We start from the raw sequence: 18,703 nt of genomic DNA, 5'->3' as shown, positions 1-18,703 counted from the left end.
GGCCGGCGGACCGTCCGTCAGCCCCGCGCCTTCACGTAGTGCCGTGCCGCCTTCGCGCGGTTGCCGCAGACCGCCATCCGGCACCACCGCCGCCGCCCGTTCTGCGAGGCGTCGAAGAAGTGCAGGATGCACGCCTCGTGCGCGCACTGCTTCACCCGCTGCGGGCCCTGCCCGAGCAGCGTGAGGAAGTCGTCCGCCGCCAGCCAGGGCGCCAGCCACTCCGGCCGGTCGGTCTCGACCCGGTCCTCGGCGCCGCCCGGCCCGGCCGTCCGCCGGATCCGCCCGTGCGCCAGCACCTCGTCCAGCCCGGCCCGCGCCCCGGTGCCCAGCCCGCCCCGCTCACGGGCGTCCCGGGCGGCCAGGTGGATCGCCTCCCGGGCCTGCCGGATCGCCGCCAGCCCGGCGTCGTCGGCGGCGCAGCGCTCGGCGAGCCCGGCGGAGGAGAGCCAGATCCCGTACCCCTCGGCCCCGGTGAGCAGGTCGTTGACGGGTGTCCCGGCCCAACGCGTGTTCAGCAGGTCGAGTGCGAGCGGCTCGCCGACCAGCGGCCTCGGGTCCCTCGGGTCGGCCGTCGTGTCAGTCATCGTCCTCCCTCGGCTCCGGCCGAATTCTACGTCCGGGTCCCGCGGTGCGAACCGGAACGGACCGGACCGGGATTCCGGCCATTCACTGTATGGAACCACCGGATTTCCTCCCCTCCACAGTTGACTGTTTTTTAGCAACGGATTGCTTGACCATGAACCACTTCGCACACCGGTTCTGTCATGTTCTAGCCAGCGTTCTGACCCCGGAACGCCTGGCCCCTTGCCGGCCCCCACAGCCGGCCAGAGGAGGATCCGTTGCGCCCCCGCTCCCTCGCTCTCGCCGCGGCGATAGCCGTGCTGCCGCTGACCGCCGTCTCGCTCGGTGTCTCCACCGCGCAGGCCGCCACCCCCAACGCCGCCCCCCGCGTCGCCCTCCCGAACACCGTCAACCCGGCGGTGGCCCACTCGGAGAAGAAGGGCGACGTCCCGGCCGAGCAGCAGATCTCGGTGTCCGTCAGCCTGAAGCTGGGTGACTCCGCAGGGCTGGACCGCTTCCTCACCGCCGTCGCCACCCCGGGCACCCCGGAGTTCGGCCGCTACCTGACGCCGGAGCAGTTCACCGCGCGGTTCGGCCCGACCCAGGCCGCCGTCGAGCAGGTCAGGACCTACCTCGCCCAGCAGGGCCTGACCGTCTCCGGCGTCAGCGCCAACCGCCAGGTCGTCAACGCCCACGGCACCGCCGCGCAGGTCTCGCAGGCCTTCGGCACCCACGAGAGCTCGTACGTCGACCCGCAGCTGCAGCGCGCCTTCTTCGCCAACGACGCCGCCGCCTCGATCCCGTCCGACCTGGCCTCCGTGGTCCAGGGCATCAGCGGCCTTGACAACCACGCGGTGCGCAAGAACCGCCTGGCCAAGCCGAACGCGATCGCCCCCGACGCCGCCACCGCCGCCCCCGGCGGCATGGCCCCGGCGCAGTACACCGGCGCCTACAACCTGAACAAGACCGGCGCGGACGGCACCGGCACCACGGTCGCGCTGTGGGAGTTCGACGGCTACCAGTCCTCGAACCTGACCACCTACGACTCGCAGTACGGCCTGACCGGCCCGGCCGTCTCCACCGTCTCGGTGGACGGCGCGAGCTACGACTCCGCCCCCGGCCAGGGCCAGGGCGAGGTCGAGCTGGACAGCGAGATCGTCCGCGGCGCGGCGCCCAAGGCCACCCAGCTGGTCTACGAGGCCCCCAACAGCGACCAGGGCGAGATCGACATGGCCAACAAGATCGTGGCCGACAACCGGGCCTCGGTCATCTCGATCTCCTGGGGCTCCTGCGAGCCGGACACCACCGCCGCCTCGATGACCGCGGTCGACAACGCCTTCAAGCAGGCCGCCGCCCAGGGCATCTCGATCTTCTCCGCCTCCGGCGACGACGGCTCGCGCGACTGCACCCGCTCCACCAGCGGCTCGACCGTCAAGGCCGTCGACTTCCCGGCCTCCAGCCCGCACCAGACCGGTGTCGGCGGCACCAACCTCAAGGTGGGCGGCGGCAACACCTACTCCTCGGAGAGCGCCTGGAGCACCGCCGGCGGCGGCGTCTCCACCGTGTTCGCCAAGCCCAGCTGGCAGACCGGCACCGGCGTCAGCGGCACCATGCGCACCGTCCCGGACGTCGCCTCCAACGCCGACCCGGCGAGCGGCTTCGCGATCTACACGGCCGGCGGCTGGCAGGTCTACGGCGGCACCAGCGCGGCCGCGCCGCTCTGGTCCGGCTACGCGGCCCAGTTCAACCAGAAGGCCAAGGCCGCCGGGCAGCCGGTCCTCGGCGAGGCGAGCCCGCGGCTGTACACCGTCGCGAACAGCAGCAGCTACGGCAGCGTCTTCCACGACGTGACCACCGGCGCCAACCAGGACTTCTCCGCCAAGGCCGGCTACGACCAGGTCACCGGCTGGGGCTCCCCGGTCGCCGACGCGCTGACCACCGCCCTGCTCGGCGGCGGCACCACCCCGCCGTCCGGCGGCTGCACCGCCGGCCAGCTGATCGTCAACGGCGGCTTCGAGACCGGCACCGCCGCCCCGTGGACCACCTCCAGCGGCGTGGTCGACAACAGCTCCTCCGAGCCGGCCCACTCGGGCAGCTGGAAGGCCTGGCTCGACGGCTACGGCTCGGCCCACACCGACGCCCTGTCGCAGACCGTCTCCGTCCCGGCCGGCTGCGCCTCCGCCAAGCTGACCTTCTGGCTGCACATCGACACCGCGGAGACCGGCTCCACCGCGTACGACAAGCTGACCGTCCAGGCCAACAGCACCACGCTGGCGACCTACTCCAACGTGGACGCCGCCGCCGGCTACGTGCAGCGCACCCTGGACCTGACCTCCTTCGCCGGCCAGACCGTGACCGTCAAGTTCACCGGCACCGAGGACTCGTCCCAGCAGACCAGCTTCGTGATCGACGACGTCGCCCTGAACGTCAAGTGATCCCCACCTGGTAGCACCGGGCAGTACCACCCGATACCCCCGCCGGGGCGGCGCCGAGAGGGCCCGCCCCGGCGGTGTCACGTCCGGCCGCCCCGGCTCCGGAGGGGTCCTGCGGGGGCTCCGGCGAGCCTCGTGTTTCCGCGCTGTTTCAAGATCGCTAACTCTCCGGTCGACCCGTCGTGACCACTGTCATACGCACGACTGATGACGTAGCCTCTCGACCGTGCATAGGGTTCCCCAAAGCTCGGTGAAGCCGCTGGCGACGCGCCCCGGCGTCGGCCCGGTCCCGCCGGACTCACCTGGTGGGGAGGGTCACCGCATGGCCGCACAGCAGCCTCAGGACGCCGCCCGGCTGCGACTGGTCGGGTCGCATACGGAGCGCCCAGGACCGCCCGCACCCGCGGCCGCTCCCGTACCGCCCCCGCCCCCTTCGCCGACCCCGGCGCAGGCGCCGTCCCCCCGGCTCGCCCCGGTCGGCGGCTTCGCGGACACCCTCCACCTGGCCATCGAGGCCAGCGGCCTCAGCCTGGACCGGATCCGCGCCGCACTCGCCCAACGCGGCGTCAGGGTCAGTGTCACGACCCTGAGTTACTGGCGGCGCGGGCGCAGCCAGCCCGAGCGGGCCAGCTCGCTGCGCGCCGTCCACCTCCTGGAGGAACTGCTCGGCCTGCCGCACAGCGCGCTCTCCTCACTGCTCGGCCCGCCCCGCCCGCGCGGCCGCTGGGCCGCCGCGGCCAACACCTGCCACCTCGGGCTGGAGGACGTCTGGCCGGGCGAGCAGGAGATCGCCTCGATCTTCGCCGAACTGGACGCCCCGCCGGCCGGCGAGCTGGAGCGCCTGAGCATCCACGACTCGTACTACGTGGACGCCGAGCGGCGCGGCAACCTGCTGCGGATGCGCCAGGTGGTGCGCGCCACGGTCGGCGGCGTGGGCCGCTGCCTGGTCGTGCACAAGGCCGACGAGGAGGCCACCGGCTGTCCCGAGATCACCTCGGTGCGGCACGGCCGGCTGGGCCGGGTCCGCCGCCGCCCGGACGCCGGGCTGACCGTCGCCGAGCTGATGCTGGACCGCCCGCTCGGCCTCGGCGACAGCACCGTCTTCGAGTACGAGGTGGAGATCCCGCCGGGCGGCCCGACGCTGGAGTACAGCCGCCGCTTCGCCACCCCGGTGCGCGAGTACGTGCTCCAGGTGCACTTCGACCCGGCCGCCGTCCCGGCGCACTGCGAGCGCTACGACCGGGAGCCGGGCGCCGGCGTCGACCACCGCCGCGAGCAGCTGTGGATCGGCGCCTCGGCGAGCGCCCACGTCCTGGCCCCGGACCAGCAGCCGGGCCACATCGGCATCCGGTGGGAGTGGGCGTAGCCCGCACTCCCCTCCACAGCCTCCACGAGCCCCGTCGGACCGTCAGGTCCGGCGGGGCTCTCGCGTGCGCACCGGACCCTCGGCCCGGCATCCCGGGGAACCGACCGCCCCGATCGGCCGAACCGGTTGACGCCCCATTACCTAACTCCTACTCTCATGAGTACCGGTTAGGCAGGAGCCTCGCCGGAACCCCCAGCCATCCGGGAGTGACCAGGCATGTCCAGCAGCACCGCGCCCCGCACCCTGCAGACCGGCCACGTCGGCCTGAACGTCACCGACCTGGCCCGCTCCGTCGACTTCTACCGGGCCGTGTTCGGCCTCCAGGTCACCACCGAGGGCACCGACCCCGAGCGCCGCTTCGCCCTGCTCGGCCGCGACGGCCGCCTGGTGGTGACCCTCTGGCAGCAGAGCACCGGCGCCTTCGCCACCGCGAACCCCGGCCTGCACCACCTCTCCTTCGAGGTCGAGAGCCTCGACGAGGTCCGCGCCACCGAGCGACTGCTGCGCGGACTCGGCGCGGAGTTCGCCTACGACGGCGTCGTCCCGCACAGCGAGGGCTCGGCCTCCGGGGGCATCTTCTTCACCGACCCGGACGGCATCCGGCTGGAGGTCTACACCCGCACCGGCGTCGACGGGACCGAGGCCGTCGCACCCGCCTCCGACGCCCCCACCTGCGGCTTCTTCTAGACCCGCCGGACCCGCGCCCCGTACGCAACCACCGTCCGACCGACCCGGGGGAGCCGACCATGACCACCGTCACCACGCCGTACCACCCCGGCGAGCGGGCCGCCCAGGCCCGGGCCGGCCAGAGCGTGCGGGCCGACCACGCCGGCCGGTCGATCCGCGGCACCATCCCCGCGGTCGCCGACCGCTTCCTGGCCGAGCGGCGGATGCTGGTCGTCGGCGCCGCCGACCGGGACGGCCGGATCTGGGCCACCCAGCTGGCCGGACCGGCCGGCTTCCTGCGGGCGGCCGACGAGCGGACCCTGGCGGTCGCCGCCAGCCCGGCCGGGGCCGACCCGCTGGCCGAGGCACTGGCCCGCCCGGCCCGGGTCGGCACCATCGCCCTGGACCCGGCCGGCCGCCGCCGGATGCGGCTCAACGGCCGCTCCGTCCCGGACGGCCGGGGCGGCCTGCTGGTCGGCGCCGACGAGGTGGTGGCCAACTGCCCGAAGTACATCCAGCGCCGCACCCCGGTGGACCGCCCGGCCGCGGGCCCGCCCCGCAAGGTCGCCGCGGGCTCCCGGCTGACCACCGCGCAGCGCCTGGCGGCAGGCTGCGCCGACACCTTCTTCATCGCCACCACCGGCCCGGACGGCAGCGTGGACGCCTCCCACCGCGGCGGCTTCCCCGGCTTCCTGGAGGCGCCGGCGCCGGACCTGCTGCGCTGGCCGGACTACCAGGGCAACAGCATGTTCCTGACCCTGGGCAACCTGGAACTGGACCCGCGGGCCGGCCTGCTGCTGCCCGACTGGGAGACCGGCGGGGCCCTGCTGGTCACCGGCGAGGCCCGCACCGACTGGTCCGAGGAGGCCCGGCGGTCCGCCCCGGGCGCCGAACGGATGGTCGAACTGGCCGTCACCGGCGTGCTCGAACTCGCCGACGCCACCCCGCTGACCTGGACCGACCCCGAGTACTCGCCCGCCAACCCGCACTGACCCCGGCTCAGGTCCGCACCACCGCCACCGGGGCTCCCACACCTTCGGCCGAGGGAGCCAATCACCTGTTCGGCTCAACCCGCCGCGCCGTACTCCTCCCGCTTTGGGACTTTGGTCCCGATAACACGGGCCCGGCCCGGGAAGGTCAGTCCTGTCAGCCCGTCAGGCGCTGACCAGGAAAGACCGCAGGAAAGAGGCGGAGCATGACCCTTACCGACCCCCTGTCCCCGCTCATGGAGTTCGACGAGGTCGAACCGGCGGAGGACTGCATATGCGGGGGCTGCAGTGCCCGCCGCCGGGCCCGGCTGCACGCCGCGCCGGTACACGAGGGCGGCCACGCCGCGGCCCGCAGCATCCGCCGCCGGGCCGCCGTGCTGATGGCCGCCGTCGGCACCGCGATCGGCGGCGGGACGGCCGCCGCCGGAGCGGCCACCGCCGCCCCCGCGCCCAGTCCCACCCCGGGCGGCAGCAGCACCGCCCAGCCCCCGCAGACCCCCCAGGGCGAGGTCAGCGGCCTCTACGGCCAGGCCCCGGGCGCCCGCGCCTACGCCTCCCCCGCCGCCACCCCGGTCACCCGGGCGCAGATCATCCAGCGCGCGCAGAGCTGGGTCGACCAGGGCGTGCCGTACAGCATGAGCCGCTACTGGTCGGACGGCTACCGCCAGGACTGCTCCGGCTTCGTCTCGATGGCCTGGGGCCTCGGCAGCAGCCAGACCACCTGGACCCTGCCGGACTTCGCCGAGCGGATCGGCAAGAACGACCTCCAGCCCGGCGACGTGCTGATCTACAACAACCCGGCCAACCCGCAGGCCGGTTCGCACGTGACGGTCTTCGGCGGCTGGGCGGACTCCTCCCGCACCCGCTACGTCGCCTACGAGCAGACCTCCCCCGCCGCCAAGAAGCGCTCCACCCCGTACGCGTACTGGAACAACTCCGGCGCCTACGTCCCGTACCGCTACACCGGGCTGTCCGCCGGCAGCAGCGACGGCGGCGGCACCTCCTCGACCGCCTTCCCCGGCGCCGACAAGTTCGGGCCGGGCGCCGACAACGCGTACGTCACCAGGCTCGGCCGGATGCTGGTGCAGCGCGGCGGCGGCCGCTTCTACACGGAGGGCCCGGGCCCGCGCTGGGGCGAGGCCGACCGCAAGGCGACCCAGGCCTTCCAGCTCGCCCAGGGCTGGCGCGGCGCCGAGGCCGACGGCATCCCCGGCAAGGACACCTGGGACTACCTGGTCAACGGCAAGGGCCGGAACATCGACGGCGGCGCCCCGCTGCCCCCGCCGCCACCGCCCACCACCGCCGCCTTCCCGGGGGCGCAGTACTTCGGCCCGGGCCAGAGCAACGACCACGTCCGGCAGCTCGGCGAGCAACTGGTCCGCAAGGGCTTCGGCGGCTCGTACACCGTCGGCCCGGGCCCGCGCTGGAGCGAGAGCGACCGCAGGGCCACCCAGGCCTTCCAGCTCGCCCAGGGCTGGCGCGGCGCCGAGGCCGACGGCTACCCGGGCCCGGACACCTGGCGCCGGCTCTTCTCCTGACGCCCCCGCCGAGGCGCGGTGCCCGCCCGGGCGCCGCGCCTCAGCGCTTGCCGGACATCCAGTGGAACAGGCCCATCGCCACACTCGTCGCCAGGTTGAAGCTGGACACCCCCGCCTGCATCGGCACCGCGACCAACCGGTCGGCCCGCTCCTTGAGCTCCGCCGAGACCCCGTGCCGCTCGGTACCGAAGGCGAGCAGCGCGTCGTCCGGGAACGGCAGGTCCCGGATGTCGGTGCCCTCCGGATCCAGCACGTACAACGGCCCGGCCGGCAGCTCCGGCAGACTCACCCGCTCCACCGCGGTGGCGAAGTGCAGGCCCGCACTGCCCCGAAGCACGGTCGGATGCCAGGGATCCAACTCGCCCGTGGTCACCACCCCGGTCGCCCCGAACCCGGCCGCCAGCCGGATCACCGCCCCGACGTTGCCCAGGTTGCGCGGGTTCTCCAACAGCACCACCGGTGCCCGGCGCGGACGCCCGGCCAGCGCCGCCAGGTTGGCCTCGGGGGAGGGCCGGACGGCCAGCGCGATCACCCCGGTCGGGTGCAGCCGGGGCGCCAGCGTCCGCAGCACCGCCCCGGGCGCCTCCACGGCGACCGCGTCCAGCGCCGGGACCACGTCCCCGGCCAGTTCGGCGGCCAGCGCCAGCAGCCCGGCCCGGTCGGCGGTCAGCACCTGCCGGACGTCACCGCCGAAGCGCAGCGCGTGCTTCAGCGCGTGGAAGCCGTCCAGCAGCACCGCCCCCGGCTCCCGCTCGGCCGCCCGCCACGCCCGCACCAGCTCGTCGTCCATGCCGCTCACTCTGCCACCCCCGTCCGACCGGGCTCACCGGGCCGGCCGGCGGCGGCGATCACCTCGTCGAAGCCCAGCGCCCGTCCCGAGGCGCCCGCCGGGGCGGCGGCCAGCCCGGCCAGCGCCAGGTCCAGGTGCCGGTGCACCAGGGAGCCGTCCGCGTCGAGCGCGGCCAGCGCGCCCGGCAGCGGACGGGACACCCGGACGCAGAGCAGCACCAGGTCCCCCATCCCGACGTCCGCCCGCAGCCGCCCGGCCTCCCGGGCGGCGCGCAGCAGCTCCTCGACCGCGGCCACCGCGCCACCGCGGACGGCCACCAGCTCCTCGTCCACCACCAGGCGCTCCAGCAGCACCACGATCGCCGCGCCCATCCGCAGGTCGGCGGCGGCGTGCACGAAGCGGCGCAGCGCCAGGTACGGGTCCGGCTCGGCCTGCCGGGCCTCCTCGGCGGCCCCGGCGAGCCGGGCCAGCAGGTCGGTGACCAGCGCGCGGACCAGCGCCTCCCGGTCGGGGAAGCGCCGGTACAGGGTGCCGGGGCCGACCCCGGCCCGGCGGACCACCGCGTCCAGCGGGGCGTCCGGGCCCCGCTCCAGGAACACCTCGCAGGCGGCGTCCAGGATCCTGCGCCGGCTGCGTTCCGCGTCGGCCCTCATCCACCACTCCCTAACCGGAGAAAATCTCTCCCCCTATGCTAGCGTCACCAACGAAGCGGAGAAAATCTCTCCGCATCATGGTTCCCGTTGCCCAGGAGTGACGTCATGACCACCACCGCACCCGCCATCCGCACCGACATCGACGGCACCACCCACCCCCGCGAGGCCGTCCTCGCCTGGGAACTCGACCGCGCCCGCGCCGCCCTCCGGCTGCTCAAGCAGCGCCTCGGCGACGACCGGATCCGCGACCTGCTCACCCCCGACACCACCGCCGCCGACACCGCCCTCACCGCCTGGGCCCACGCCTCCGCCGGCCGCTGGCGCACCGCCGTCACCGAACTCACCACCACCGGCACCGACGCCGCCAGCTTCCTCACCTGGTGGCAGGGCCGCCTGCACACCGGCGACCGCGCCGCCCTGCTCGCCGCCAACCCCGAGCACTACCTCGCCGACTCCACCGGCGACCGGGTCGAGATCATCGAAACCATCGGCACCACCCCGACCCGCTTCTTCCTCCACTTCCACGACGACGTCCCCATCACCGCCCCCGACGACGCGACCTTCCCGGTCCGCATCGGCGGCACCGGCACCCTCGCCGACGGCACCGAGATCCTCCGCGTCATGCACGAGTTCGCCGACACCCCCGACGGCCTCCGGATCCGCCTCACCGTCCAGTTCCCCGAAGCCGCCCCCGACCACCTCCCCACCGGCCACCAGTGGCACTTCGCCTGCGAGTTCGCCAACTGGATAGAAGCCGCCCCCCAAGCCTGACCCCCCAACACCCCCAACACCCCCACCCCCACCCACCCCGGCGCAGGCCCCCACCCCCTCCGTCCCCCACCCAAGCACAGGCCCCCACCCTCCCCCACCAAGCGGTTACCCCCGGTGAGAGGGACGTGCTGCGGGCGGGGCGGCGCAGGGGGTGGGTGCGGAGAGGGGCGTGACGGGTGATTTTCAGACTGCCAACGGTCTCCACCCCCCACCCACAGAGTCGGCAGTCGGAAAATCATCCAGCCCCCGGAGCACCCACCCCCGGAGCCGCCCCGCCACCCCCACCCTCCCGAGAGCCCCCACCCTCCCGAGAGCCCCCCTCCCCAGCCGACCCCCGCAGGGCCCGCTCCAGATCCCGAAGCGCCACCCCCACCAACCGCGTCCCCGCCCGCACCACATCCCCCTGCACCCCCGCCGGAGCCTGCGCCAACCGCTCCTCCAGCCGCGCCTGCGCGTCCCGCACCGCCCCGAACTCCACCGGCTGCCCGGTCAGCAGCGCTCCCGCCGCCAGCGCCGTCGCCAACCGCAGTTCCTCCGCGTACTCGGCCGTCCCCGCGACCGGTTCGGCGTCCGCCGCGGGCAGGTGGGCCTCCAGCAGCACGGCCGCCCGTCCGAGGTGTCCGACCGCCGCCCGGGCCCGGTCGATCTGGCGCCGGCTCACTCCGGCCAGCCCGGTCTCGTGGCGTCCGGGTTCGGCGTCGGCCCGCTGCATGGCCTGGATGAGTTCGGACCGCGCTTCCCGCGAGTCCAGCAGCGCGCCCCGGACGGCCCGTCCGCGCGGCGCCGCCGGTGTCTCGTAGCAGGCGACGACCGCCCCGGCGTACCGTCCGGCCGCGGCCAGCCATTCGGCGAGCCGTTCCCCGAGCCGGGCGGTCTGCCAGGTCGGGAACAGCGCGTAGGTGACGAGCGCGACCGATCCGCCGAGCAGTGTGAGCCCGACCCGTTCGAAGGCGGTGACGAGCGGGTTCCCCGCTTGCAGCCCGAGCAGGAAGACCACGTAGGTGGAGATTCCGACGGTCGTCAGCGCGTACCCGGTGCGGAACGCGAGGTACGCGCCGCCGATGCAGAGCACGGCCAGCGCGGCCAGCACCCATTCCCCGGGGTGGGTCAGCTGCACCACCAGGGTGGAGACGGCGACCCCGACGACGGTCCCGGCGAGCCGGGCGACGCCCCGGCTGTAGGTCTGGGCGAAGTCGGGCCGCATCACCATCGCGGCGGTCATCGGCGCCCAGTACCCGTGGTGGAACCCGGCGAGCCGGGCCAGCAGGTAGGCGGCGGTGACGACTCCGGCGAGCCGGACGGCGTGCTGGAAGATCGCCGAGCGCGGGTGCAGCTGGCGCCGGACGGCCCGCAGCGCGACCGGCAGCATCCGGCCGATCGACGGCTTGTGCAGCGCCCCGCCGGCCCCGACCACGGGGGTGGTGATGGTGTCCTCGTCGCCGCGGTCCAGGGTGTCGGCGGCCTTGCGCAGCAGTCCGCCGAGCCGCCGGGCGGAGCGCCGGGCGGCGCCCTGCAGCCGGGGCCCGTCGTCGTCCGGCCGGACCAGGGTGAGCGCGGGCGCGGAGCGGGGGAGCCGGACCGGGTCGCCGGTGCGGATCGCCCGGGCGAGGGAATCCATCACCTCGGCGGCGGCGGCGAGCACCTCCCGGGCCCGGTCGCGTTCCGGTCCTTCCTCGGGGGCGCCGATCTTGGGGTCGGCCAGGGCGGCGAGGGTGGGCCGGATCCGTTCGGCGAGGCCGCGCAGGCCGCGCAGTTCGGGCGGCCGGTGGCGGTCCTGCCAGGGGGTGAGCGCGGCGGCGTGCCGGGCGGTCATGAAGGGTGTCGGGTCGACGTGCGCGACCGGGTCCTGCCGCAGTCTGCGCGCGTAGTCGGCGAGTTCGGCGTAGGTGTCGGCGAGGGCGTCCCGCTGGGCGCTCCAGCTGCCGATCGGCCAGACGGTGATGACGACGGCCTGGGCGACGCCGCCGAGCGCGGCGACCAGTCCGTGGCCGAGCGCGGCGGTGGCGCTGACCGGGAGCTGGACGACGATCAGCATCACCGAGACGGTGTTGGCGGCCACCACCCCGGCGGTGGGTCCGATCGCCCAGGCGAGCCCGGCGCCGAAGGCCCACACGGCGAGCAGCACCGGGAACAGCCCGGTGACCCCGGCCGCCAGGTAGCCGAGGAAGGTGCTGATGCCCAGTCCGGCCCCGGCGGCGACGGCGAGGCTGGCCCGCGGCCGGAAGCTGCGCTGGAAGGTGGCCGAACCGGCGATGAACGCGCCCATCGCGGCCGAGGTGGCGAGGGCGACCCCGCCGAGCGCGAGCGTCGGGAAGAGCACCAGCGCCACGGCGACGGCTCCGCGCGCGGCCCGCTTGGGGTCGGTGAGCGTCCGGTCCAGGGTGAGTCCGGTCCGCGCGGTGTCACGAAGCGCGGCGAACCAGGACATACCGACATCCTAGGGGGCGGGCCTCCGTCGGAACCCACCGCCACGGACGCGACCGAGCCGCGCCGCCGCCCACAGCAGCGCTCCGGTCGGCAGGAACACCGCGTCCGCCGCGATCATCGCGAGCGAGAACACCGGCAGCCCGAGCACCACGGCGATCCCCGCGTGCTCCAGCATCATGACGGCCAGCAGCGCGTTCTTGACCCGCCGGTCCAGCAGCGTGAACGGGAAGGCCACCTGCGCGATCACGGTGCCGTAGGAGATCAGGAAGACCGGCAGCAGCATCGAGCCGACCAGCGCGGACAGCCCGGGCCAGGGGGTGAAGTAGTCCAGGTGCAGCGGGTAGTACAGCGCGGTGCCGTCCTGCCAGCGCGATCCCTGCACCTTGTACCAGCCGGCCGTGGCGTAGATCAGCACCACCTCGACGGCGATCACCAGCATCGCGCAGTTGTGCACCATGTTCGCCAGCGCGTCGAGCACCGCCCGCGGCTCGCCGTCCGGCCGCAGCCGCCCGAGCAGCCACCAGAGCCCGGCCACCGCCCAGAGCCCCCAGAACAGCGGCGACCAGCCGACGTACGGGAAGGTCCGGCCGGTCCAGGTCAGGCTCCCGCCCGCGAAGCCCCCGTACTGACAGGCCGCCAGGACGGCCCCGAGGACGGCCCAGAGCACCACCCCGCTCGGCCCGGTCCGGGCGCGGCCCGGGCGGGCGTCGAGCGACCAGACCTCGGCGCAGCGGGTGAAGACCAGGTAGACCGCCATCAGGTGGACGACGTTGTCGCCGCCGTCGCCGAGGAAGACGTCGCGGTTCTGCAGCGACAGGACGGTGACCAGGAACAGCACGGTGCTCGCCCTGGTCCGCCAGCCCAGCAGGACGGCGAGGGCGGCCAGCACCGCCAGGTGGTAGACCAGTTCGAACCAGAGCCGCCCGCCGAACCAGGGCAGTACGGTGAACGCCCCGTTGTCGCTCAGCAGCCGGTCGGCGAGCTCCGTCGACCAGGGGGAGCGGTCGCCGTACAGCACCCGCCGGTGCGGCCACTCGCGCAGCAGGTGGGCGAGCCAGACCAGCCCGAAGCCGATCCGCACCACCGCGGCCTGGTGCCGGCCGAGCGCCCGCCCGGTGAAGGCCCGGACGGCCCGGCGCACCGGCTCGGCCACCCCGGGCCGGCCCGGGCCGGCCGGCTCCGGTCCGGTCCCGGGCGGCGGCCCGGCCTGCCGGGGGAAGCCGTCCGGCACCACCGGCCCGTCCGCCCGCGGGGCCTGCGCCGACACCTCGGTCATCCGAGCAGCCCCCGGTAGTCCCCGTCCGCCACCGGCCACCACGGCAGCTCCCGCACCTTGGGGGCGGGCGGCGCGGCCTCGCCGCTCCAGGAGGGCGGCGGGACGGTGGCCGTGGTCACCCGGAACCGGATCTCCGTGACCCGCTCGCCCTGCGCGTCCCGGCCGATCCGCTGGAGCGCGATCCGCTTGAGGTACTGCTCGGCGAGCCCGCCGCGCGGGTCGGCCGGGGTCTCGTCCTGCGGGTCGTGGGTGCCGTCGTAGAAGTCCCAGGCGCGGCGCAGCAGGTTCTGGTCGACGTGGCTGGGCGCCGGGTTGCCCCGGATCGCCGCGATGTCCCGCGCGGTCAGCCCGATCCAGTCGCGGGTGGTGGTCCGGCCGTCGGGCGCGACGGTCCGCACCCGGGCGTCCAGGCTGACGTTCTGCTGCAGCGGGTTGGGCGCGAACAGCTTCCAGTTCTGCTCGAACTCCGGGTACACGACGCCGTCGACCTCGTCCCGGTACTGCCGGGACAGCGAGTTGGCGGGCGCGACGTGCAGGAACACCGCGGCGAGGAACAGCCCGGTGCCGGCGACCAGCGCCGACCCGGCGAGGCCGAGGACGACCCGGGCGGGTCTCGACCAGGCCCGCCGGGGGTCCGACCGGTCCGTCGTGTCCGTCATGGCCTCCCCAGCCCGGTCGGCGGGCGGCACCCGGCCCGGTACCGGCGCGCTCGCGCGCGCCCATCCTGCCCTACCGGAAGACGCTCCAGCAGGCCCCGGGGAGCAGTAGTCCTAGAGGACGAAGGCCTCCTGGCCGGTGCTGCTCACCATCGGACGGCCCGCGCCCTCCCAGGCGTACATCCCGCCGTCCACGTTCACCGCGTCCCGGCCCTGCTGCACCAGGTACTGGACGACCTGCGCGGAGCGGCCGCCGACCCGGCAGAGCACGTACAGCTTGTCGTCGGGCAGCTCGCCGAGCCGGGCGATGACCTCGCCCAGCGGGATGTGCAGCGCGCCGTCCACGTGCCCGGCGTCCCACTCGTCCTGCTCGCGCACGTCCAGCAGGGCGGCGTCGGCGGGCACGGCGGCGGCGTCGGTGGAGGGGATCTGCGCGAACATCGTGTGGCTCTCCTGGGAGTAGGAAGGGTCGGTGTCATTGTCGCCCACCGGCGCCGGGTCGCGGCCGCCGAGCAGCCGTTCCAGCTCGGCCTGCCGCTCGGCGGCCTTGGCGAGCAGTTCCTCGGCGAGCTGCTCCAGCAGCCGGTCCGGGTCCTGCGGGGCGAGGGCGAGCAGTTCGCCCATCGGGGTCTGTTCCAGCCGGACCTGCTCGGTGGCGGTCGCGGCGATCCTGGCGGTCAGCCACTCCAGCCGGCGGCGCAGCCAGTCCGCCCGGTCGGGGGCGTCGACGGCGGGCGCGGCCTCGGGCGCGGTGGACCACTCGGCGGCCAGGCCCTCCAGCGCGGCGGCGTCCCCGTACGCGTAGGCCTCGTTGACCCGGGCCAGGAAGGCGGCCCGGCGCTGCTGCTCGGCGGGTTCGGTGGTGAGGTCGGGGTGGGCGCGGCGGACCAGCTCGCGGTAGATCCGCTGGGCGTCCTTGCCCGGGCGGACCCGGGTCGGCGCGGCGGGCGGCGGCGGGGTGCCGTCCTCCGCCTGCCCGGACTGCTCCCGCACCGAGTCGAACAGCGCGTCCAGGTCCGGCAGTTCCTCGACCTGCCGGCGGGCCTCGGCGGCCCGGCGCAGGTCCTCGGGCCGACCGGTGCGGGCGGCGACCGCCTCGGCGACCAGTGCGTCCAGCTCGTCCAGCCGGGCGTAGAGCGGGCCGAGCAGCTGATGGTGGATCAGGGCGAAGTTGTCGATCTCGACCCGCAGCGTCTGCACGTCCACGTCCATGGTGAGCCAGGCGAGCTCGGCGGCGGCGACCCGCTCCTCCAGCTCCTGCTGCTCCGGGTCCGTCCAGCGGGCGGGGCTCTGCGCGCTCACTTCTCGCCTCTGTCTCGTCCGGCCGGCTGCGTCCTGCGGGGGCCGCCGTGCGGGCGGCCCGGCCTGCCACCCTACCGCCGTGCGCGAAAGCCCCGTCCGGGTGAACCGGGGGTACGAACCGGCGCGCGGCGCGTGACACGCAACCGATACTGAGGAATCTCCCCGTTTCGGTATCAAGCCCGGCCCGGTCCGTGCTTCGCTGGTATCCACACAGCGTGCCTTCCTCCGGAGAGACGGCCGCCTCCAGGCGTGGCGGCCAGGCGGGAGCAGACCGAACCCATGGTGGCCGAGTCCAACTCCACACCGCGTCCGGCGGTCGACAGGACCGCACCGGGCGACCACCCGACGGGCGTGGCCGCCCTGGTCCGGCTCGCCCTCGTCCTGGTCGACCGGTCCGGCCGGATCGCGCAGTGGGGCCGGGCCGCCGAGGAGCTGTTCGGCCACCGCGCCGAGGTCGCCCACGACCGCCCGGCCTCCGGCCTGCTGCCCGCCGTGGAGTCACGGGTGCTCGGCCGGTGCTCCGTCCGCCGCGCCTGCGACACCTTCGACACCCTCGCCGAGCTGACCGCCGCGGGCCGCCCCTGGGCAGGCCGGCTGACCGTCACCGACCGCGAGGAGCACCAGCGCGACGTGCTCTGGTGGGCCTACCAGCTGCCCGGCCCGTCCGGCGGGCTGCTCGCCCTGGCCGCCGACGCCCGGCCGCTGCGCACCACCGGCCCCCGGCTCGCGCTCGGCGAGCGGATGCTCCCGTTCGCCGCCGCCCCGGGCGCCCGGGGCGGCTTCCACGGCATCACCGCCACGCTCGCCCCGGCGGCCGGCCCGGTGCCCGAACCACTGGCCCGGCTGCTGCCCGCCTCCCTGCGCGCACCGCTGCTGACCGCCCTCGAAGCCGGCGGACTGCCCGCGCTGCGGCTGGACGCCGTCACGGTGCTGCCGGTGCTGCCCGCCGACGCCCAACCGGGGACGGCGCACGCGGCCGCCGGTCTCGGCCGCCGCTACCCGACGCCGCAGCAGCGCGCCGCCCGGGTCGGCCCGCCGCCGCAGCCCGAGCAGACCGCGCCCGGCCGCCGTCCGGCCGCCCCGCTCCCGGCCCAGCGCGAGGCCGCCGACCAGGCCGCCCCGCCCGTCGCCGTGCCCGCCGCCGTCAACGGCGCCGCGGCGGGCGGCGGCCCGTCCGTCCCGCCCCCGGCCTCCGGCCGGGAGACAGCCCCACCCACCGGAGGAGGAGCCGCCATCGACCGCGCCGCCGTCGAGTCGTCCGCCAACGGCCACCCGCCGCGCCGCGCCGACCAGGCCCCGCCCGTCGCCGTGCCCGTGCCCGCCCCGGCGAGCGCCGAGGCCCCGCCGGGCGGGCGGCTCGGCCCGTTCCTCACCAACGGGCAGGCCGGCGAGCAACTGGCCCTGCTGAACGAGGTCGGCGGCAAGGTCGGCACCACCCTGGACCTCGGCTTCACCGCCCACGAGCTGTGCCAGGTCCTGGTCCCCCGGGTCGCCGACTTCGCCTGCGTCGACCTGGTGGACGGGCTGATCTCGGACTCCGAGCTGCCGGCCGCCCGCCCCGACGACGACACCATGCTGCGCCGGGTCGCCCTGGTCTTCAACGAGACCGGCGGCGCCTGGGACCACGTGCTCGCCGAGGGCGCGCTGGTCAGCATGCCCCGCCGCACCCCGCCCGGGATGGCCCTCCAGCTGAACCAGCCGGTGCTGGTCCCGGTGGTCAGCGCGGACGTCGCGGTCGACTACGCGATCGCGCTCGGCGGTGCCCGGCTCGCCCCGGTGGTCTCCGGCCGCTCGATGCTGGTCGTCCCGCTCTCCGCCCGGGGCACCGTACTGGGCATCCTCAAGCTGCTGCGGCTGCCCGACCGCGCCCCCTTCGACGAGAGCGACGCCGCCACCCTCAAGGAGCTGGCCGTCCGCGCCGCGCTGTCACTGGACAACGCCCGGCTGCACCGCGCCGAGGCCCGGGTCGCCACCACCCTGCAGCGCTCGATGATCCCGACCCGGCCGCCGCAGATCCCCGGGGTGCAGATCGCCCACCGCTACCTGCCGGGCGACCCCAAGGCCCAGGTCGGCGGCGACTGGTTCGACGCGATCCAGCTGCCCGGCAGCCGGGTCGCCCTGGTGGTCGGCGACGTGATGGGGCACGGCCTGCACTCGGCGGCCGCGATGGGCCGCTTCCGCACCGCCATGCAGACCCTCGCCGCCCTGGACCTCCCGCCCGGCCAGCTGCTGCGCCACCTGGACAACCTGGCCCAGAAACTCGGCGACGACCATCTGGCGACCTGCCTGTACGCGGTCTACGACCCGATCAACCGGACCTGCGAGCTGGCCAGCGCCGGCCACGTCCCGCCCGTCCTGGTCCACCCGGACGGCACCGGCGAACTGCTGGAGATCCCGGCCGGCGCACCGATCGGCGTCGGCGGGGTGCCGTTCGTCGCCAAGACCATCGACGTCTCGGACGGCTCGATGCTGGTGCTGTGCACCGACGGCCTGGTCGAGGTCCGGGGCGGGGACATAGGAGCGGGCCTGGCCGCGCTCTGCGGGAACCTGATCGACCCGCAGCAGAGCCCCGAGCAGGCCTGCGACGAGGTGCTGCGGCGGCTGCACACGGACGACCGCAAGGACGACGTCGCCCTGCTGGTGGCCCGCTTCGACGGGGTCGCCCCGTCCGACGTGGCGACCTGGGACCTCACCGTCGACCACCGCGAGGTCCGCCGGGCCCGCTCACTGGTCCGCGAGAAGCTGGCCGGCTGGCACCTGGAGGCGCTCAGCGACACCACCGAGCTGCTGGTCAGCGAGCTGGTGACGAACGCCGTCCGGGTCGCCCGGGACCGGGTCCGGCTCCAGCTGATCCGGGTGGACAAGCTGCTGGTCGAGGTCAGCGACGACAACCACAACCTGCCCTCGCTGGAGCCCGCCGAACAGCTCGGCGAGACCGGCCGCGGCCTGACCCTGGTCACCAAGCTCGCCGAACGCTGGGGCACCGCCCGCAAGGCGGTCGGCAAGGTCGTCTGGTTCGAGCTCCCCCTCCCCCACCAGTGACCCCCGGGCCAACGAAGAGTGACCACCCCCGGGCCCCGAACAGGCAAGCCCCGCACCGACCACTGGCCACCCCGGCAGCCCGCACCCCGCCGTGCGGGCCCGAGCGGGCAAGTACCCGCCCCGAGCCGAAGGGGCGCGCCGGTGCCGAAAGGGAGAAGCGAGGGAGCGACGTAGGAGCGAGGGAGCGCCGACCGTCGGCACCGGACGAGAAGCGCCCCGGAGGCGAGCGGCGCG

14 protein-coding genes are annotated in these 18,703 nt (G+C 75.1%); 7 read left to right on the top strand and 7 right to left on the bottom strand.

Annotation, left to right across the window (positions count from 1 at the left end):
- Positions 1 to 17 precede the first annotated feature (17 nt).
- Positions 18 to 584 (bottom strand): CGNR zinc finger domain-containing protein, encoded by a 567-nt coding sequence (locus ACFQ6N_RS28365; RefSeq protein WP_380654821.1) that lies wholly within the window; start codon positions 582 to 584, stop codon positions 18 to 20.
- Positions 585 to 839: 255 nt separating this feature from the next.
- Here ACFQ6N_RS28365 and ACFQ6N_RS28360 point away from each other — a divergent pair, with 255 nt between their 5' ends.
- From ACFQ6N_RS28360 to ACFQ6N_RS28340, 5 genes are all read left to right on the top strand, one after another.
- Complete coding sequence (locus tag ACFQ6N_RS28360) at positions 840 to 2,996, top strand: protease pro-enzyme activation domain-containing protein (protein ID WP_380654818.1); 2,157 nt, start codon at positions 840 to 842, stop codon at positions 2,994 to 2,996.
- Positions 2,997 to 3,315: 319 nt separating this feature from the next.
- Positions 3,316 to 4,359, top strand: coding sequence for a hypothetical protein (locus ACFQ6N_RS28355; protein ID WP_380654815.1), 1,044 nt, complete (start codon positions 3,316 to 3,318; stop codon positions 4,357 to 4,359).
- A 216-nt stretch (positions 4,360 to 4,575) separates the two neighbouring features.
- Entirely contained in the window at positions 4,576 to 5,046 is a 471-nt protein-coding gene (locus ACFQ6N_RS28350) for a VOC family protein (protein ID WP_380654813.1), read from the top strand.
- A 59-nt stretch (positions 5,047 to 5,105) separates the two neighbouring features.
- Positions 5,106 to 6,017, top strand: coding sequence for a pyridoxamine 5'-phosphate oxidase family protein (locus ACFQ6N_RS28345; RefSeq protein WP_380654810.1), 912 nt, complete (start codon positions 5,106 to 5,108; stop codon positions 6,015 to 6,017).
- 203 nt (positions 6,018 to 6,220) lie between these two features.
- A complete protein-coding gene (locus tag ACFQ6N_RS28340) occupies positions 6,221 to 7,552 on the top strand; it encodes a peptidoglycan-binding protein (RefSeq protein ID WP_380654807.1) in 1,332 nt (443 codons plus the stop codon).
- A 40-nt stretch (positions 7,553 to 7,592) separates the two neighbouring features.
- On the opposite strand, the gene ACFQ6N_RS28335 is transcribed toward ACFQ6N_RS28340, so the two are convergent.
- Both ACFQ6N_RS28335 and ACFQ6N_RS28330 read right to left on the bottom strand, forming a co-directional pair.
- On the bottom strand, positions 7,593 to 8,342 hold the full coding sequence (locus ACFQ6N_RS28335) for a TrmH family RNA methyltransferase (RefSeq protein ID WP_380654804.1): 750 nt from the start codon (positions 8,340 to 8,342) through the stop codon (positions 7,593 to 7,595).
- Positions 8,343 to 8,347: 5 nt separating this feature from the next.
- The gene (locus tag ACFQ6N_RS28330; protein WP_380654801.1) at positions 8,348 to 8,995 is read right to left on the bottom strand and encodes a TetR family transcriptional regulator; all 648 of its coding nucleotides are present in this window, start codon (positions 8,993 to 8,995) and stop codon (positions 8,348 to 8,350) included.
- A 105-nt stretch (positions 8,996 to 9,100) separates the two neighbouring features.
- Here ACFQ6N_RS28330 and ACFQ6N_RS28325 point away from each other — a divergent pair, with 105 nt between their 5' ends.
- Complete coding sequence (locus tag ACFQ6N_RS28325; RefSeq protein WP_380654799.1) at positions 9,101 to 9,766, top strand: hypothetical protein; 666 nt, start codon at positions 9,101 to 9,103, stop codon at positions 9,764 to 9,766.
- 235 nt (positions 9,767 to 10,001) lie between these two features.
- Here ACFQ6N_RS28325 and ACFQ6N_RS28320 read toward each other — a convergent pair whose 3' ends face one another.
- The 4 genes from ACFQ6N_RS28320 to ACFQ6N_RS28305 form a co-directional block, all read right to left on the bottom strand.
- The gene (locus ACFQ6N_RS28320) at positions 10,002 to 12,194 is read right to left on the bottom strand and encodes an FUSC family protein (RefSeq protein WP_380654796.1); all 2,193 of its coding nucleotides are present in this window, start codon (positions 12,192 to 12,194) and stop codon (positions 10,002 to 10,004) included.
- Between the two features lie 9 nt (positions 12,195 to 12,203).
- Complete coding sequence (locus ACFQ6N_RS28315; protein WP_380654793.1) at positions 12,204 to 13,469, bottom strand: HTTM domain-containing protein; 1,266 nt, start codon at positions 13,467 to 13,469, stop codon at positions 12,204 to 12,206.
- On the bottom strand, positions 13,466 to 14,128 hold the full coding sequence (locus ACFQ6N_RS28310) for a DUF5819 family protein (protein WP_380654791.1): 663 nt from the start codon (positions 14,126 to 14,128) through the stop codon (positions 13,466 to 13,468). Before ACFQ6N_RS28310 ends, ACFQ6N_RS28315 begins: the two co-directional genes overlap by 4 nt.
- A gap of 111 nt (positions 14,129 to 14,239) precedes the next feature.
- Complete coding sequence (locus ACFQ6N_RS28305; RefSeq protein ID WP_380654789.1) at positions 14,240 to 15,427, bottom strand: rhodanese-like domain-containing protein; 1,188 nt, start codon at positions 15,425 to 15,427, stop codon at positions 14,240 to 14,242.
- Between the two features lie 249 nt (positions 15,428 to 15,676).
- Here ACFQ6N_RS28305 and ACFQ6N_RS28300 point away from each other — a divergent pair, with 249 nt between their 5' ends.
- Positions 15,677 to 18,469, top strand: coding sequence for a SpoIIE family protein phosphatase (locus tag ACFQ6N_RS28300; RefSeq protein ID WP_380654787.1), 2,793 nt, complete (start codon positions 15,677 to 15,679; stop codon positions 18,467 to 18,469).
- The last annotated feature ends 234 nt before the right edge of the window (positions 18,470 to 18,703 follow it).

It is taken from the genome of Kitasatospora sp. NPDC056446 (genome assembly GCF_042796115.1).
GTDB lineage: Bacteria > Actinomycetota > Actinomycetes > Streptomycetales > Streptomycetaceae > Kitasatospora.
This window is presented reverse-complemented; position numbering and strand designations above follow the sequence as displayed.

Coding starts and splice junctions, on each gene's coding strand:
- ACFQ6N_RS28365 (WP_380654821.1), bottom strand. CDS start 584: ATGACTGACACGACGGCCGACCCGAGGGACCCGAGGCCGCTGGTCGGC.
- ACFQ6N_RS28355 (WP_380654815.1), top strand. CDS start 3,316: ATGGCCGCACAGCAGCCTCAGGACGCCGCCCGGCTGCGACTGGTCGGG.
- ACFQ6N_RS28350 (WP_380654813.1), top strand. CDS start 4,576: ATGTCCAGCAGCACCGCGCCCCGCACCCTGCAGACCGGCCACGTCGGC.
- ACFQ6N_RS28345 (WP_380654810.1), top strand. CDS start 5,106: ATGACCACCGTCACCACGCCGTACCACCCCGGCGAGCGGGCCGCCCAG.
- ACFQ6N_RS28340 (WP_380654807.1), top strand. CDS start 6,221: ATGACCCTTACCGACCCCCTGTCCCCGCTCATGGAGTTCGACGAGGTC.
- ACFQ6N_RS28335 (WP_380654804.1), bottom strand. CDS start 8,342: ATGGACGACGAGCTGGTGCGGGCGTGGCGGGCGGCCGAGCGGGAGCCG.
- ACFQ6N_RS28330 (WP_380654801.1), bottom strand. CDS start 8,995: ATGAGGGCCGACGCGGAACGCAGCCGGCGCAGGATCCTGGACGCCGCC.
- ACFQ6N_RS28325 (WP_380654799.1), top strand. CDS start 9,101: ATGACCACCACCGCACCCGCCATCCGCACCGACATCGACGGCACCACC.
- ACFQ6N_RS28320 (WP_380654796.1), bottom strand. CDS start 12,194: ATGTCCTGGTTCGCCGCGCTTCGTGACACCGCGCGGACCGGACTCACC.
- ACFQ6N_RS28315 (WP_380654793.1), bottom strand. CDS start 13,469: ATGACCGAGGTGTCGGCGCAGGCCCCGCGGGCGGACGGGCCGGTGGTG.
- ACFQ6N_RS28310 (WP_380654791.1), bottom strand. CDS start 14,128: ATGACGGACACGACGGACCGGTCGGACCCCCGGCGGGCCTGGTCGAGA.